The sequence below is a fragment of the Escherichia sp. Lx600-2 genome (assembly GCF_036662595.1).
Taxonomy (GTDB): domain Bacteria; phylum Pseudomonadota; class Gammaproteobacteria; order Enterobacterales; family Enterobacteriaceae; genus Escherichia; species Escherichia coli.
In genome coordinates this window covers 42,371-58,493 of the sequence record NZ_JAYQWM010000028.1, presented here as the reverse complement: position 1 = coordinate 58,493, position 16,123 = coordinate 42,371, and the positions used below count along the sequence as shown (strand labels likewise).

Below are 16,123 nucleotides of genomic sequence, written 5' to 3'. Positions count from 1 at the left end.
GGCTACGTAGCTCAGTTGGTTAGAGCACATCACTCATAATGATGGGGTCACAGGTTCGAATCCCGTCGTAGCCACCAAATTCTGAATGTGTCGAATATGTTCGGCAAATTCAAAACCAATTTGTTGGGGTATCGCCAAGCGGTAAGGCACCGGATTCTGATTCCGGCATTCCGAGGTTCGAATCCTCGTACCCCAGCCAATTTATTCAAGACGCTTACCTTGTAAGTGCACCCAGTTGGGGTATCGCCAAGCGGTAAGGCACCGGATTCTGATTCCGGCATTCCGAGGTTCGAATCCTCGTACCCCAGCCACATTAAAAAAGCTCGCTTCGGCGAGCTTTTTGCTTTTCTGCGTTCATTCAATGTCGAATGCGATGTTGACACGTCTTATCCTTCAATGTCGGATGCGACGCTGCCGCGTCTTATCCGACCTACGGTTGGCACGCATCCGGCAATGTTGTAAGGCTACAACCCTAACGCATATTTCAGCGCCTGACGTTTCAACACGCCAGCACGCTCCGCCGCCATCAAACCAAGATTACGCACAAAACGCAGTGGCGGCAGATTATTACTGAATCCGGCATAAAACAGATCCATACCGCTCTGCATAATGAAGTTATCCGCCATGCGCCGCATCTGGTAACGCTTGAGGACAGGATAACTGGCCCACGCTTCGCCGTAGCTGCGGGCATTCACCAGAACATCAATCAGGGCATCGACATCACGATAACCAAGATTCACCCCCTGCCCCGCCAGCGGATGGATGGTATGCGCAGCATCGCCCACCAGCGCAAGCCCTGGCTGCACATACTGCAACGCATGGCGACGCGTCAGCGGAAATGCACCAGCGGCAAGCGGTGTAACGTAACCCAGACGCGACGGGAAATGCTTCGCGATTTCCGCCTGGAGCTGTGCCATATTCATATTCTGCAACTGGCGAATACGCGCCGGAGAGTCATACCACACCAGCGATGCCCAGTTATCAAACAACGGCAGAAACGCACGCGGTCCGTCCGGAGTAAATTGCTGCCAGGTGCTATCGCCGGGATCGTTCTCGCACTGGACGCTAATCAACATGCACGACTGCGCATACTGCCATGCATGAACGCCAATTCCCGCCATCTGCCGCACCTGCGAATTTGCGCCGTCGGCACCAATCACCAGCTTCGCGCGAATCACTTCACCGCCTTTCAGCTCCAGCTCCTGAAGATCATCATGGCGATGCAGCGCAATCAGCGAGGTTGGCACACGTAACGTTACTTTCGGATGCGCTTCCAGCGCCTGCCACAATGCCTGTTGCAGGACAGTGTTTTCTACCATATAGCCAAGCAACGGCAACTTTAATTCGGCTGCGTCAAATACCACATGCGCCGTTTCCCACTCCCACGTTTCCAGTCTGCGGTAAGGATGGCAACGCATAGCCTGTACTGCATCCCAGACCCCTAACCCTTTAAGCAATGATACCGAAGCCGCGCTGATCGCCGAGATCCGCACGTCCGGTTGGCTATCAGCGACAAACGGTGCAGGTTCTGCGTGCTCGATCACCGTTACCGAAAATCCGTGCTGTGCCAGCCCCAGCGCCAGTGCGCCGCCGACCATTCCTCCGCCGACAATGGCAATTTCCGTTGGTTGATTTGTCATGGTCAATCATCCTGTTAGCAATATGCTTTAAGTTTACAGGATTTTTACCCCCAAGGGCTGATAACGCTCATACTGGTCACAACGGCAGCAAAGCATTACACTATGCGCCCTGCATTCCTGGCTACTATTTCGCAAGAGCAAGTCGATGACCAAAAAACTCCATATTAAAACCTGGGGCTGTCAGATGAACGAGTACGATTCATCGAAGATGGCCGATCTGCTGGATGCCACCCACGGCTATCAACTGACCGACGTGGCGGAAGAAGCGGATGTGCTGCTGCTGAACACCTGCTCAATCCGCGAGAAGGCTCAGGAAAAAGTCTTCCATCAGTTAGGCCGCTGGAAACTGTTAAAAGAGAAGAATCCAGACCTGATTATCGGCGTCGGCGGCTGCGTGGCATCGCAAGAAGGCGAGCACATTCGCCAGCGCGCCCACTATGTCGATATTATTTTTGGGCCGCAAACGCTGCATCGTCTGCCGGAGATGATCAACTCCGTGCGCGGCGACCGCAGCCCGGTGGTAGATATCAGCTTCCCGGAAATCGAGAAGTTTGACCGTCTGCCGGAACCGCGCGCCGAAGGGCCGACCGCGTTTGTCTCCATCATGGAAGGCTGCAATAAATATTGCACCTACTGCGTGGTGCCTTACACCCGTGGTGAAGAGGTAAGCCGTCCGTCCGACGATATTCTGTTTGAGATTGCCCAGCTTGCGGCTCAGGGCGTGCGTGAAGTCAACCTGCTCGGTCAGAACGTGAACGCCTGGCGTGGTGAAAACTACGACGGCACCACCGGATCGTTTGCCGATCTGCTGCGTCTGGTTGCAGCGATCGACGGGATCGATCGTATTCGCTTTACCACCAGCCATCCGATCGAATTCACCGACGATATCATCGAAGTGTACCGCGACACGCCGGAGCTGGTGAGCTTCCTGCATCTGCCGGTACAGAGCGGTTCCGATCGTATTCTGAACCTGATGGGACGTACCCATACGGCGCTGGAGTACAAAGCGATCATCCGTAAACTGCGTGCGGCGCGTCCGGATATTCAGATCAGTTCTGATTTCATCGTTGGCTTCCCTGGCGAAACCACCGAAGACTTCGAGAAAACGATGAAGCTGATTGCCGACGTCAATTTCGACATGAGCTACAGCTTTATCTTCTCTGCACGTCCGGGTACACCAGCCGCCGATATGGTTGATGATGTTCCGGAAGAAGAGAAGAAGCAGCGTCTGTATATTCTGCAAGAGCGCATTAATCAGCAAGCGATGGCATGGAGCCGTCGGATGCTCGGCACCACCCAGCGTATTCTGGTAGAAGGGACTTCACGTAAGAGCATCATGGAGCTTTCCGGACGTACCGAAAATAATCGTGTGGTCAACTTCGAGGGCACACCGGATATGATCGGTAAATTCGTCGATGTAGAAATTACCGACGTCTACCCGAACTCTCTGCGCGGTAAAGTGGTGCGAACTGAAGATGAAATGGGTCTGCGCGTGGCAGAAACACCGGAATCGGTGATTGCCCGTACTCGCAAAGAAAACGACCTTGGTGTGGGTTATTATCAGCCGTAATTCTCAGGCCTGCCGTTCCGGTGGGCCTTGTTTTTTCTCTCTTTATCCCCATCTTTATCGCAATGCTTGCGCCTTTTTCCTGTGGCGTGAATAATTTCCTTATAGGCCGGTGAATGTTCAGCTTCCGGCGGCATACAGATAAGAGGAACGGTTTGAACATAGACACTCGCGAAATCACCCTGGAGCCAGCAGACAATGCGCGTCTGTTGAGCCTGTGCGGCCCGTTTGATGACAACATCAAGCAGCTCGAACGCCGTCTCGGCATCGAGATCAATCGCCGCGATAACCACTTTAAACTGACCGGCCGTCCGATTTGCGTCACCGCTGCGGCAGACATTCTGCGTAGCCTGTATGTCGATACTGCCCCGATGCGCGGTCAGATTCAGGATATCGAACCGGAACAGATCCACCTTGCGATTAAAGAAGCAAGGGTACTGGAGCAAAGCGCGGAGAGCGTGCCGGAGTACGGCAAAGCGGTCAATATCAAAACCAAACGCGGCGTAATTAAGCCGCGCACGCCAAACCAGGCGCAGTACATCGCCAATATTCTCGACCATGACATTACCTTCGGCGTTGGCCCGGCGGGTACGGGTAAAACCTACCTGGCAGTGGCTGCAGCAGTTGATGCCCTGGAGCGTCAGGAAATTCGTCGTATTCTGCTGACTCGTCCGGCGGTCGAAGCCGGTGAGAAACTGGGCTTCCTGCCTGGCGATTTAAGCCAGAAAGTAGACCCGTATCTGCGCCCGCTGTACGACGCGCTGTTTGAAATGCTGGGCTTTGAGAAAGTCGAGAAACTGATTGAGCGCAACGTTATTGAAGTCGCACCGCTGGCCTATATGCGTGGTCGTACGCTGAATGACGCATTTATCATTCTCGATGAGAGCCAGAACACTACCATCGAACAGATGAAGATGTTCCTGACCCGTATCGGTTTTAACTCAAAAGCGGTTATCACCGGTGACGTCACGCAGATCGACCTGCCGCGTAATACTAAATCAGGCTTACGTCATGCCATCGAAGTGCTGGCTGATGTCGAAGAGATCAGCTTTAACTTCTTCCACAGCGAAGACGTGGTTCGTCACCCGGTGGTGGCGCGTATCGTTAACGCTTATGAAGCCTGGGAAGAAGCAGAACAAAAACGAAAAGCGGCGCTGGCGGCAGAACGCAAGCGCGAAGAACAGGAACAAAAATGAGTCAGGTGATCCTCGATTTACAACTGGCATGTGAAGATAATTCCGGGTTACCGGAAGAGAGCCAGTTTCAGACATGGCTGAATGCGGTGATCCCGCAGTTTCAGGAAGAGTCGGAAGTGACGATTCGCGTGGTCGATACCGCCGAAAGCCACAGTCTCAATCTGACCTATCGCGGTAAGGATAAGCCGACCAACGTGCTCTCCTTCCCGTTTGAAGTGCCGCCCGGCATGGAGATGTCGCTACTGGGCGATCTGGTTATCTGCCGTCAGGTGGTTGAGAAGGAAGCACAGGAGCAAGGCAAACCACTGGAGGCGCACTGGGCGCATATGGTGGTGCACGGCAGTCTGCATTTGTTAGGTTACGATCACATCGAAGATGACGAAGCAGAAGAAATGGAAGCCCTCGAAACAGAGATTATGCTTGCTCTGGGCTATGAGGATCCGTACATTGCCGAGAAAGAATAATTTGCCAGGCATTTGACTGGCAGACGTCCCCGCCGTTGGTGATTAACGACGGCGTTTTGATTAACTAACATGAGAACCCATACGACGCCATGAGCGACGACAATTCACACAGTAGTGACACGATAAGCAACAAGAAGGGATTTTTCTCCCTGTTACTCAGCCAACTTTTCCACGGTGAACCGAAAAACCGTGACGAACTGCTGGCGCTGATCCGTGATTCCGGGCAGAACGACCTTATCGACGAAGATACGCGCGATATGCTCGAAGGGGTGATGGACATCGCAGACCAACGCGTCCGCGACATCATGATCCCTCGCTCCCAGATGATTACCCTGAAACGCAACCAGACGCTGGACGAATGCCTTGATGTCATCATCGAGTCCGCCCACTCACGTTTCCCGGTGATTAGCGAAGACAAAGATCACATTGAAGGGATTCTGATGGCGAAAGACTTGCTGCCGTTTATGCGCAGCGATGCTGAAGCCTTCAGCATGGACAAAGTGTTACGTCAGGCGGTTGTCGTTCCTGAAAGTAAGCGCGTAGACCGGATGCTGAAAGAGTTTCGCTCTCAGCGTTACCACATGGCGATCGTCATTGACGAATTCGGTGGGGTTTCCGGTCTGGTGACCATTGAAGACATCCTGGAACTGATTGTTGGTGAGATTGAAGACGAATATGACGAAGAAGATGATATCGACTTCCGTCAGCTGAGTCGTCATACCTGGACCGTGCGCGCGCTGGCTTCCATTGAAGACTTCAACGAAGCGTTCGGCACCCACTTTAGCGATGAAGAAGTCGACACTATCGGTGGTCTGGTGATGCAGGCATTTGGGCATCTTCCGGCGCGTGGCGAAACCATCGACATCGACGGTTACCAGTTCAAAGTGGCGATGGCCGATAGTCGGCGTATTATTCAGGTTCATGTCAAAATCCCGGATGACTCACCCCAGCCAAAGCTGGATGAATAAAACCGAAACTGGATAGATAACTACATGGCTTTTGCCTCATTAATTGAACGCCAGCGCATTCGCCTGCTGCTGGCGTTATTATGCGGTGCCTGCGGAACGCTGGCCTTCTCTCCTTACGACGTCTGGCCTGCGGCGATTATTTCGCTGATGGGGCTTCAGGCGTTGACCTTTAACCGCCGTCCACTCCAGTCTGCCGCTATTGGCTTTTGCTGGGGATTTGGCCTCTTTGGCAGCGGTATTAACTGGGTCTATGTCAGCATCGCGACCTTTGGCGGAATGCCTGGCCCGGTTAACATCTTCCTGGTGGTGCTGCTGGCAGCGTATTTGTCGCTGTATACCGGACTGTTTGCTGGCGTGCTGTCGCGCCTGTGGCCGAAAACCACCTGGCTGCGCGTGGCGATTGCCGCCCCTGCTCTCTGGCAAGTGACCGAGTTTCTGCGCGGTTGGGTACTGACAGGCTTCCCGTGGTTACAGTTCGGCTATAGCCAGATTGATGGCCCGTTAAAAGGGCTGGCACCGCTAATGGGCGTGGAAGCCATTAACTTCCTGCTGATGATGGTTAGCGGCCTGCTGGCACTGGCGTTAGTCAAACGCAACTGGCGTCCGCTGGTGGTGGCCGTCGTGCTGTTTGCCCTTCCCTTCCCGCTGCGTTACATCCAGTGGTTTACCCCACAACCGGAGAAAACCATTCAGGTTTCGATGGTTCAGGGCGATATTCCGCAATCGCTGAAATGGGACGAAGGCCAGCTTCTTAATACGCTGAAGATTTACTACAACGCAACGGCACCACTGATGGGCAAATCATCGTTGATTATCTGGCCGGAGTCGGCGATAACCGATCTGGAAATTAATCAGCAACCGTTCCTCAAAGCACTGGACGGTGAGTTGCGTGATAAAGGGAGTACGCTGGTGACCGGGATTGTTGACGCGCGTCTTAATAAGCAGAACCGTTACGATACCTACAACACCATCATCACGCTGGGTAAAGGTGCACCGTACAGCTACGAATCAGCCGCTCGTTATAACAAAAACCATCTGGTGCCGTTTGGCGAGTTTGTCCCGCTGGAGTCGATTCTGCGTCCGTTAGCACCGTTCTTTGATCTGCCGATGTCGTCGTTCAGCCGTGGGCCATATATCCAGCCGCCGCTGTCGGCAAATGGTATTGAGCTTACTGCGGCTATTTGCTACGAGATCATTCTCGGCGAGCAAGTGCGCGATAACTTCCGCCCGGATACCGACTATCTGCTGACTATCTCCAACGATGCGTGGTTTGGTAAGTCTATTGGTCCATGGCAGCACTTCCAGATGGCGCGAATGCGTGCGCTGGAGCTGGCGCGCCCACTGTTGCGCAGCACCAACAACGGCATTACGGCGGTGATTGGCCCGCAGGGTGAGATTCAGGCGATGATCCCGCAATTCACCCGCGAGGTGTTAACCACTAACGTGACGCCGACCACCGGACTCACACCATACGCACGTACCGGCAACTGGCCGCTGTGGGTGCTGACGGCACTGTTTGGTTTTGCTGCTGTGTTGATGAGTCTGCGTCAGCGACGTAAATAATCCCTTCTTATCGTGCCGGAATACATCCCATATTTCGGCACGCTCACCGGATGCGGCATCAGTGCATTATCCGGATAACAATATTCTCCTATCCAACTTTGGCACATCTATTGCTTTGTTATACCAGGCAAAGCTTTAACCAGCATCAGTACAACCCGGTTGCACCACAGCAATCCACCGGTAGCACCAAAAGAGTGCATTTTAAGAATTTTGCTTCGGAATGGTGCGGTGCACCTCGCAAAAACAAACAATAAAACATCAATATCTTTACATTTAGCCAAACTAAATGTTACCTAACAGTCACAACACTGCACAATAAAGTTGCAGACGATAACAACACAAACACTCACAACGGGTATCCATGCGTTCTTAACGCAGAAGATAAAGGAGTTGGATATGCAATTACGTAAACCTGCCACAGCAATCCTGGCCCTTGCGCTTTCCGCAGGACTGGCACAGGCAGATGACGCCGCCCCGGCAGCGGGCAGTACGCTGGACAAAATCGCCAAAAACGGCGTGATTGTCGTCGGTCACCGTGAATCTTCAGTACCTTTCTCTTATTACGACAATCAGCAAAAAGTGGTGGGTTATTCGCAGGATTACTCCAACGCCATTGTTGAAGCAGTGAAAAAGAAACTCAACAAACCGGACTTGCAGGTGAAACTGATTCCGATCACCTCACAAAACCGTATTCCTCTTCTGCAAAACGGCACTTTCGATTTTGAATGTGGTTCTACCACCAACAACGTCGAACGCCAAAAACAGGCGGCTTTCTCTGACACTATTTTCGTGGTCGGTACGCGCCTGTTGACCAAAAAGGGCGGCGATATCAAAGATTTTGCCGACCTGAAAGGCAAAGCCGTAGTCGTCACTTCCGGCACTACCTCTGAAGTTTTGCTCAACAAACTGAATGAAGAGCAAAAAATGAATATGCGCATCATCAGCGCCAAAGATCACGGTGACTCTTTCCGCACCCTGGAAAGCGGTCGTGCCGTTGCCTTTATGATGGATGATGCCCTGCTGGCCGGTGAACGTGCGAAAGCGAAGAAACCAGACAACTGGGATATCGTCGGCAAGCCGCAGTCTCAGGAAGCCTACGGTTGCATGTTGCGTAAAGACGATCCGCAGTTCAAAAAGCTGATGGATGACACCATCGCTCAGGTGCAGACCTCCGGTGAAGCGGAAAAATGGTTTGATAAATGGTTCAAAAATCCAATTCCGCCGAAAAACCTGAACATGAATTTCGAACTGTCAGACGAAATGAAAGCACTGTTCAAAGAACCGAATGACAAGGCACTGAACTAATTACAAGAACCAGGGGCGGAAATTCCAGCCCTCTCAATTGTTACGTAGCACGGACAGACTATACGCCTGATGGTCGTTCCCCATCGGGCCTGAAAACCGCAATACGCTGGGTAACAATCTTCGAGGGTAGCAGTTAACGCTGCTACCCTCTTTTTTCTGGAGTAGATTTATGTCTATAGACTGGAACTGGGGTATTTTTTTACAACAAGCTCCGTTCGGCAACACCACCTATCTTGGTTGGATCTGGAGTGGTTTTCAGGTGACGATCGCTTTGTCGATCTGCGCCTGGATTATCGCTTTCCTCGTCGGTTCATTTTTCGGCATTTTACGTACCGTTCCAAACCGTTTTCTCTCCGGTCTGGGTACGTTGTATGTCGAACTGTTCCGCAACGTGCCGTTGATTGTGCAGTTCTTTACCTGGTATCTGGTGATCCCGGAGCTGCTGCCGGAAAAAATCGGCATGTGGTTTAAGGCGGAACTGGACCCAAATATTCAGTTTTTCCTCTCCTCCATGCTCTGCCTGGGGCTGTTTACTGCGGCTCGCGTTTGCGAACAGGTACGCGCCGCGATTCAGTCGCTGCCGCGCGGGCAGAAGAATGCCGCGCTGGCGATGGGTCTGACGCTGCCGCAGGCTTACCGCTACGTACTGCTGCCTAATGCTTATCGCGTTATCGTCCCGCCGATGACCTCAGAGATGATGAACCTGGTGAAAAACTCCGCCATCGCCTCGACCATCGGTCTGGTAGATATGGCAGCGCAGGCGGGTAAATTGCTCGACTACTCGGCTCACGCCTGGGAGTCGTTTACCGCCATTACGCTAGCGTATGTGTTGATTAACGCGGTTATCATGCTGGTGATGACGCTGGTTGAACGTAAAGTTCGCCTGCCTGGCAACATGGGGGGCAAATAATGTACGAGTTTGACTGGAGTTCCATTGTCCCTTCCCTGCCATATCTGCTCGACGGGCTAGTGATCACGCTGAAAATCACCGTCACGGCAGTCGTGATTGGTATTTTGTGGGGCACCATGCTGGCGGTGATGCGCTTGTCCAGCTTTGCGCCCGTAGCGTGGTTTGCCAAAGCCTACGTTAACGTATTCCGCTCGATTCCTTTAGTTATGGTTTTGCTGTGGTTTTACCTGATCGTGCCGGGTTTTCTGCAAAACGTGCTGGGATTATCGCCAAAAAATGATATCCGTTTAATTTCGGCGATGGTGGCGTTTTCGATGTTTGAAGCGGCCTACTATTCAGAGATTATCCGTGCTGGTATTCAAAGTATTTCTCGTGGTCAGTCTAGCGCCGCGCTGGCGTTGGGAATGACTCACTGGCAGTCGATGAAACTGATTATTCTGCCGCAGGCGTTCCGCGCGATGGTGCCGCTGCTGCTCACTCAGGGCATCGTACTGTTCCAGGATACCTCGCTGGTGTATGTGTTATCTCTGGCCGATTTCTTCCGTACCGCCTCAACCATTGGTGAGCGTGATGGTACGCAGGTTGAGATGATCCTGTTTGCCGGATTTGTTTATTTCGTTATTAGCCTTAGCGCGTCGTTGTTGGTCAGCTACTTGAAAAGAAGGACAGCATAATGATTACCCTGAAAAATGTTTCAAAATGGTATGGTCACTTTCAGGTGCTGACCGACTGCTCAACCGAAGTGAAAAAAGGCGAAGTGGTGGTGGTTTGCGGCCCGTCTGGTTCCGGCAAATCAACGCTGATTAAAACCGTCAACGGCCTCGAACCAGTGCAGCAAGGTGAAATCACCGTCGATGGTATCGTGGTTAACGACAAGAAAACCGATCTGGCAAAGCTGCGTTCTCGCGTCGGGATGGTATTCCAACATTTCGAGCTGTTCCCTCATCTGTCGATTATCGAAAACCTGACCCTAGCGCAGGTGAAAGTGCTTAAACGCGATAAAGCACCGGCTCGTGAAAAAGCATTGAAATTGCTGGAGCGCGTGGGACTTTCCGCACATGCCAATAAATTTCCGGCGCAGCTTTCCGGCGGCCAGCAGCAGCGTGTGGCAATTGCTCGCGCATTGTGTATGGATCCTATTGCGATGCTGTTCGACGAACCCACATCGGCACTAGACCCGGAGATGATCAACGAAGTGCTGGACGTGATGGTGGAACTGGCGAACGAGGGGATGACCATGATGGTGGTGACCCACGAAATGGGCTTTGCCCGTAAAGTGGCGAATCGGGTGATCTTTATGGATGAGGGTAAAATTGTTGAAGACTCGCCGAAAGATGCGTTCTTCGATGATCCGAAATCGGACCGCGCAAAAGACTTCCTCGCGAAAATCCTGCATTAATCACTCTGGCGCGCATACCCAATTGCGCGCCATCTCACGCTTTATCGTTTCGCCCCTCGTATCTGTTACATCCTGGCGTTACCCTTGTCGCAAAGAAGCACACAACAAGGAGCAACAATGGCACTGCCAATTCTGTTAGATTGCGACCCAGGTCATGACGACGCTATCGCAATAGTTCTCGCCCTCGCCTCACCAGAGCTTGATGTCAAAGCAATTACGTCTTCCGCCGGAAACCAGACACCAGAAAAAACCTTACGCAATGTTCTGCGTATGCTGACCTTGCTTAATCGCACCGATATTCCGGTAGCAGGCGGCGCGGTAAAACCGTTAATGCGTGAGTTGATTATCGCGGACAATGTGCACGGCGAAAGCGGTCTCGACGGCCCGGCATTACCGGAACCGGCGTTCGCACCGCAAAACTGTACGGCGGTAGAGCTAATGGCGAAAACGCTGCGTGAAAGTGCGGAACCTGTCACCATTGTTTCTACCGGACCGCAAACTAACGTTGCCTTGCTGCTCAATAGCCATCCGGAACTGCATAGCAAAATTGCCCGTATCGTGATTATGGGTGGCGCTATGGGGCTGGGTAACTGGACGCCTGCGGCTGAATTTAATATTTACGTTGACCCGGAAGCGGCAGAAATTGTCTTCCAGTCAGGGATCCCGGTGGTGATGGCCGGTCTGGATGTTACTCACAAAGCACAAATTCACGGTGAGGACACCGAGCGTTTCCGCGCGATTGGCAACCCTGTTTCAACCATTGTTGCCGAACTGCTGGATTTCTTCCTCGAATATCATAAAGACGAAAAATGGGGCTTTGTCGGCGCACCGCTGCATGACCCATGCACCATCGCCTGGCTGTTGAAACCCGAGTTGTTTACCACTGTTGAGCGCTGGGTTGGCGTGGAAACACAGGGGAAATATACCCAGGGGATGACGGTTGTTGATTATTATTATCTGACTGGCAATAAACCGAATGCCACTGTAATGGTCGATGTTGATCGTCAGAGCTTTGTTGATTTACTGGCCGATCGTCTGAAATTTTACGCTTAACACACGTCATTGATTAAGATCACCACGCGTTACCTGGGTGGTCTTAATCTGTTTATCTCTTTTTCTTTCAAGATATAAATGCAATGGATAATGCAGAACTCGCCATTGGTATCGATCTCGGTACTACCAATAGTTTAATTGCCGTCTGGAAAGACGGTGCCGCGCAATTAATTCCAAATAAGTTCGGTGAATATTTAACACCATCCATAATTAGCATGGATGAAAATAATCATATTTTAGTCGGAAAACCGGCTGTATCACGGCGTACTTCGCATCCGGATAAAACGGCAGCGTTATTTAAACGTGCAATGGGCAGTAATACCAACTGGCGGTTAGGCAGCGACACATTTAACGCGCCAGAACTGTCCTCTTTGGTATTACGTTCATTAAAAGAAGATGCCGAAGAATTTCTGCAACGTCCGATTAAAGATGTGGTGATCTCTGTTCCGGCTTATTTCAGCGATGAACAACGCAAGCATACCCGTTTAGCAGCGGAGTTAGCCGGTTTAAATGCAGTTCGCCTGATTAATGAGCCAACGGCAGCTGCGATGGCGTATGGCCTGCATACCCAACAAAACACCCGCTCGCTGGTATTTGATCTCGGTGGCGGCACGTTTGACGTTACGGTGCTTGAGTACGCCACGCCGGTGATTGAAGTTCACGCCTCAGCGGGCGATAACTTCCTCGGTGGCGAAGATTTTACTCATATGCTGGTCGATGAAGTTTTAAAACGCGCGGAAGTCGCCAAAACAGCCCTTAACGAGAGCGAACTGGCTGCCCTGTACGCCTGTGTGGAAGCGGCAAAATGTAGCAATCAATTGCCAATGCACATTCGCTGGCAGTACCAGGAAGAAACGCTGGAGTGCGAATTTTACGAGAACGAACTGGAAGATTTGTGGTTGCCTCTGCTTAACCGCTTGCGAGTGCCGATTGAACAGGCATTGCGCGATGCGCGTCTGAAGCCGAGTCAGATCGACAGTCTGGTGCTGGTTGGCGGCGCGTCACAAATGCCGCTGGTGCAGCGAATCGCCGTGCGTCTGTTTGGCAAATTACCGTATCAAAGTTACGATCCGAGCACCATTGTCGCGCTGGGCGCAGCAATCCAGGCCGCCTGCCGCTTACGCAGTGAAGATATTGAAGAAGTGATCCTCACTGATATTTGCCCTTACTCGTTGGGCGTTGAAGTTAACCGCCAGGGCGTTTCCGGCATTTTCTCGCCGATTATTGAACGAAACACCACAGTACCGGTGTCGCGTGTAGAAACTTACTCGACCATGCACCCGGAACAGGATTCTATTACGGTTAACGTCTATCAGGGAGAAAACCACAAAGTTAAAAATAACATTCTGGTGGAATCCTTCGATGTGCCGTTGAAGAAAACCGGAGCTTATCAGTCGATTGATATTCGCTTTAGTTATGATATCAACGGCTTGCTTGAAGTTGACGTGCTTCTGGAAGACGGCAGCGTTAAGTCCAGAGTGATTAACCACAGCCCGGTAACATTGAGCGCGCAGCAGATTGAAGAGAGTCGGACGCGGTTATCCGCATTGAAAATTTATCCGCGCGATATGCTCATCAATCGTACCTTTAAAGCCAAACTGGAAGAGTTGTGGGCGCGGGCGCTGGGTGACGAGCGAGAAGAGATTGGCCGGGTGATCACCGATTTTGATGCGGCGCTGCAGTCAAACGATATGGCCCGCGTCGATGAGGTCAGGCGGCGGGCGAGCGTTTATTTAGCCATTGAGATCCCATAATCACGGCTGCCGGATGCGGCGTAAATGCTGCATCCGGCATCGGCGCAAAAAACACATCGTCAACTAAACAACATCGCGATTTTGCCGAGAGCATAACCTATCACCAGCACCGTTAAGCTGATTTTGATAATGCTGGTAATGCTCTGTGGTTTTTCATCCTCATCATTTTTTTCTTCATGGTTTTCAGGTGTTGGCTCATCGACATCTTCATCCTCCGGCTCGAGTTTTACTTTCGTCAACAGCATCCGGGTGATAATGGCCTCTAATGGATGAGCATCTCCGCCTTCCAGCCTTGTATTAAGACGGGCCAGCATCTCTTGTTTCGGAAACGCTTCAAGTACTACCTGTTCCGCTACCCGATACAAATCCAGTAACGGTGAATCTTCTTCTGTCTCGCTACCGACTCTCGATTTCCACCACGCCCATGCTTTGCGTTTGAAGAATAGCGACTCAATAAACGATTGACCTAACGGCGATAGTTTTCCGCTATGTAAAATTTCCGCCCATAACAGACGCGTCCGGGCGCTCTCACCAGGAACATATTTCAACGGTTTACCTTGCGCATCTACCATGCTCCGCGCTTCGATAACCATCACTAATAACGCGAAATAATCCGGGCAATGTTGTGCGCTCCACTGCAACAACAAATTATCGGCTTGTGTAGATGGGTAACTTCCCCAGTACGCGCAGAGATCGGCAAGCAGGCTTTCCCCCTCGCCGCAGTACAAACGTTGTGCACACTGGTAATACCGGGCATCTTCGCTTTCTGGTTCTTCCGTTTGCCACTGTTGGGCAACAGGAATGAGTTCCGCCATACCTGTTTGCACCGAGCAGTACCAGCGCAACAGTTTGCGATGCAACTTCGCATCATCAGGAATTAACCACGGACCTGCCATCGCCAAAAACGCAGTGACATAGTCAGGATGGTAACGACAGCAACGTTCCAGCGCGAAGTAATATTCAACAGTCTGGTTCTGCAACGCAATGGGATATTCCAGAAGGCTAAGGAAATCGAAACAATCACCAGCCTGAATGGCCTCAAGAAAAGCCTCCCTTTCTTCCTCATCTATTCCTTCGCTGTCATTAAACGAATGCCAGTTCAAACGCTCTGCCAGCAAAGAAGCACAATTTAATGAAAGATATCGCGCTTCTATAGCGATTGCACACAGCGGCCAGCGTAATTGATCGACATCCTCCATGTTCCAGGTATTTAATTGCTGAATAAATTTCTGCCAGGCGGAAGGCTGAAAACGATCACTTTCTGAATCCAGTAATGTCCTGAATGCACGTAGTATTTCATGTTCAGCGGCGGCATCTTTTTCTTCATCATCTGCTTCCTCGACAGGATTTACCGCCAGTCGCAGGGCCTCTTCATAGGCCTGGCGTAATGCTTTAAACCCCTGCGGATCGGTTTCGGGATGACATAACGGTAAGCGAGCAAGATAAGCCTGGCGGATAATGTCTATTTGCGTCGTGCTTTCAATTTCGAGGATTTGCCAACATGTTTTCATAGGTCGCTCACATCCTTAAGCGTTACCGGGCATTCAGGCTGGACAGTTAATGGCTGCCAGGGAAGCGTGGCATAGAAACGATCGCTTCCCGCTGCCAGTTCTTCGAACATACGACTCCCGGCGCTATCGTATTTGTACAGGGTTAGCGCCTCGCGTAGCGAAGTGTTGTCTTCGCACTGAGAAGATTGCCAGTAGAGACGCCCTAGTGAATAGGCAGAAAAATAGTGCATCCAGCTGTGATAGTAATGGTGAGCTCGTACATAGACGCGCGATTGCAGCCATAAACTCTCGTCTTCCGTCAGCCACTTGTTGAGCACACCGACCCGTGACAGAAACCCCATTCGAACATAATCCCAAGCTTTGATTCCCCCTTCTCCACAGCACATAGCGGTTTGGGCAACGAATTGGGTATAAATCAACCCTCTCTCCGAGCCACCAGCAATTAATGCTTTCCACTCTTCAGGGGAAGAGCGATGCCATGTCAGATATAAGCCAGCTAAATCATTAGCATGACCATCATCAGTCATCTGATAAATAGTCTGAATTAAATCATCACGATTATTTATTCCCCAGGATGATGAGAGATCGAATTCTTTTATCCCGGTATACATTTTTGGCGAGTCATGCGCGGGTTTGCAACCCTGATTAAGTATTTCCATGGGCGCAGAAAGCGCAAAAAGAAAATATTGTTCTTCCTTATTCATTTGTTAATAATCCCTTAAGTGCATTAACTGACTACTTTTTTATTATTGATGAGTATAAACTTGACGCTTTCAAAATAAAAAGAAAATCG

At 51.3% G+C, this 16,123-nt stretch carries 14 protein-coding genes and 3 tRNA genes; 14 read left to right on the top strand and 3 right to left on the bottom strand.

From position 1 onward, the window contains the following. From OQV04_RS12545 to OQV04_RS12535, 3 genes are all read left to right on the top strand, one after another. A tRNA-Met gene (locus OQV04_RS12545) sits at window positions 1-77 on the top strand. A 47-nt stretch (window positions 78-124) separates the two neighbouring features. Next, window positions 125-199: transfer RNA gene (locus tag OQV04_RS12540), tRNA-Gln, on the top strand. A gap of 37 nt (window positions 200-236) precedes the next feature. Continuing rightward, a tRNA-Gln gene (locus OQV04_RS12535) sits at window positions 237-311 on the top strand. Between the two features lie 153 nt (window positions 312-464). On the opposite strand, the gene ubiF is transcribed toward OQV04_RS12535, so the two are convergent. Continuing rightward, the gene (gene ubiF, locus OQV04_RS12530; protein WP_032280496.1) at window positions 465-1,640 is read right to left on the bottom strand and encodes a 3-demethoxyubiquinol 3-hydroxylase; all 1,176 of its coding nucleotides are present in this window, start codon (window positions 1,638-1,640) and stop codon (window positions 465-467) included. Window positions 1,641-1,785: 145 nt separating this feature from the next. On the opposite strand from ubiF, the gene miaB reads away from it, so the two are divergent. The 11 genes from miaB to hscC all read left to right on the top strand — a co-directional run bounded on the left by miaB (window position 1,786) and on the right by hscC (window position 13,819). Continuing rightward, window positions 1,786-3,210, top strand: coding sequence for a tRNA (N6-isopentenyl adenosine(37)-C2)-methylthiotransferase MiaB (gene miaB / locus OQV04_RS12525; protein WP_000162740.1), 1,425 nt, complete (start codon window positions 1,786-1,788; stop codon window positions 3,208-3,210). A 152-nt stretch (window positions 3,211-3,362) separates the two neighbouring features. Continuing rightward, window positions 3,363-4,403: a PhoH family protein gene (locus OQV04_RS12520; protein WP_001018040.1), complete on the top strand. Its 1,041-nt coding sequence runs from the start codon at window positions 3,363-3,365 to the stop codon at window positions 4,401-4,403. Continuing rightward, a complete protein-coding gene (gene ybeY / locus OQV04_RS12515) occupies window positions 4,400-4,867 on the top strand; it encodes an rRNA maturation RNase YbeY (RefSeq protein ID WP_000084469.1) in 468 nt (155 codons plus the stop codon). The genes OQV04_RS12520 and ybeY overlap by 4 nt, the downstream gene beginning before the upstream one ends. 89 nt (window positions 4,868-4,956) lie before the next feature. Continuing rightward, window positions 4,957-5,835, top strand: a complete 879-nt coding sequence (corC, locus tag OQV04_RS12510; RefSeq protein ID WP_001278605.1) for a CNNM family magnesium/cobalt transport protein CorC — start codon at window positions 4,957-4,959, stop codon at window positions 5,833-5,835. A gap of 24 nt (window positions 5,836-5,859) precedes the next feature. Beyond that, window positions 5,860-7,398: an apolipoprotein N-acyltransferase gene (gene lnt, locus OQV04_RS12505; protein WP_247806633.1), complete on the top strand. Its 1,539-nt coding sequence runs from the start codon at window positions 5,860-5,862 to the stop codon at window positions 7,396-7,398. Between the two features lie 396 nt (window positions 7,399-7,794). Continuing rightward, the gene (gltI, locus tag OQV04_RS12500) at window positions 7,795-8,703 is read left to right on the top strand and encodes a glutamate/aspartate ABC transporter substrate-binding protein GltI (protein WP_001177084.1); all 909 of its coding nucleotides are present in this window, start codon (window positions 7,795-7,797) and stop codon (window positions 8,701-8,703) included. Between the two features lie 169 nt (window positions 8,704-8,872). Further along, complete coding sequence (gene gltJ, locus OQV04_RS12495) at window positions 8,873-9,613, top strand: glutamate/aspartate ABC transporter permease GltJ (RefSeq protein ID WP_000020944.1); 741 nt, start codon at window positions 8,873-8,875, stop codon at window positions 9,611-9,613. Continuing rightward, window positions 9,613-10,287: a glutamate/aspartate ABC transporter permease GltK gene (gene gltK, locus OQV04_RS12490; RefSeq protein ID WP_000272824.1), complete on the top strand. Its 675-nt coding sequence runs from the start codon at window positions 9,613-9,615 to the stop codon at window positions 10,285-10,287. Before gltJ ends, gltK begins: the two co-directional genes overlap by 1 nt. Next, on the top strand, window positions 10,287-11,012 hold the full coding sequence (gene gltL, locus OQV04_RS12485) for a glutamate/aspartate ABC transporter ATP-binding protein GltL (RefSeq protein WP_000631384.1): 726 nt from the start codon (window positions 10,287-10,289) through the stop codon (window positions 11,010-11,012). The genes gltK and gltL overlap by 1 nt, the downstream gene beginning before the upstream one ends. A 117-nt stretch (window positions 11,013-11,129) precedes the next feature. Further along, window positions 11,130-12,065, top strand: coding sequence for a pyrimidine-specific ribonucleoside hydrolase RihA (gene rihA / locus OQV04_RS12480; RefSeq protein WP_032280493.1), 936 nt, complete (start codon window positions 11,130-11,132; stop codon window positions 12,063-12,065). 83 nt (window positions 12,066-12,148) lie between these two features. Then, window positions 12,149-13,819 (top strand): molecular chaperone HscC, encoded by a 1,671-nt coding sequence (gene hscC / locus OQV04_RS12475; RefSeq protein WP_032280492.1) that lies wholly within the window; start codon window positions 12,149-12,151, stop codon window positions 13,817-13,819. A 59-nt stretch (window positions 13,820-13,878) separates the two neighbouring features. Here hscC and djlC read toward each other — a convergent pair whose 3' ends face one another. After that, complete coding sequence (djlC, locus tag OQV04_RS12470) at window positions 13,879-15,330, bottom strand: co-chaperone DjlC (protein WP_032280490.1); 1,452 nt, start codon at window positions 15,328-15,330, stop codon at window positions 13,879-13,881. Further along, on the bottom strand, window positions 15,327-16,034 hold the full coding sequence (locus OQV04_RS12465; protein ID WP_032280489.1) for a DUF1266 domain-containing protein: 708 nt from the start codon (window positions 16,032-16,034) through the stop codon (window positions 15,327-15,329). The genes djlC and OQV04_RS12465 overlap by 4 nt, the downstream gene beginning before the upstream one ends. Between the last annotated feature and the right edge of the window lie 89 nt (window positions 16,035-16,123).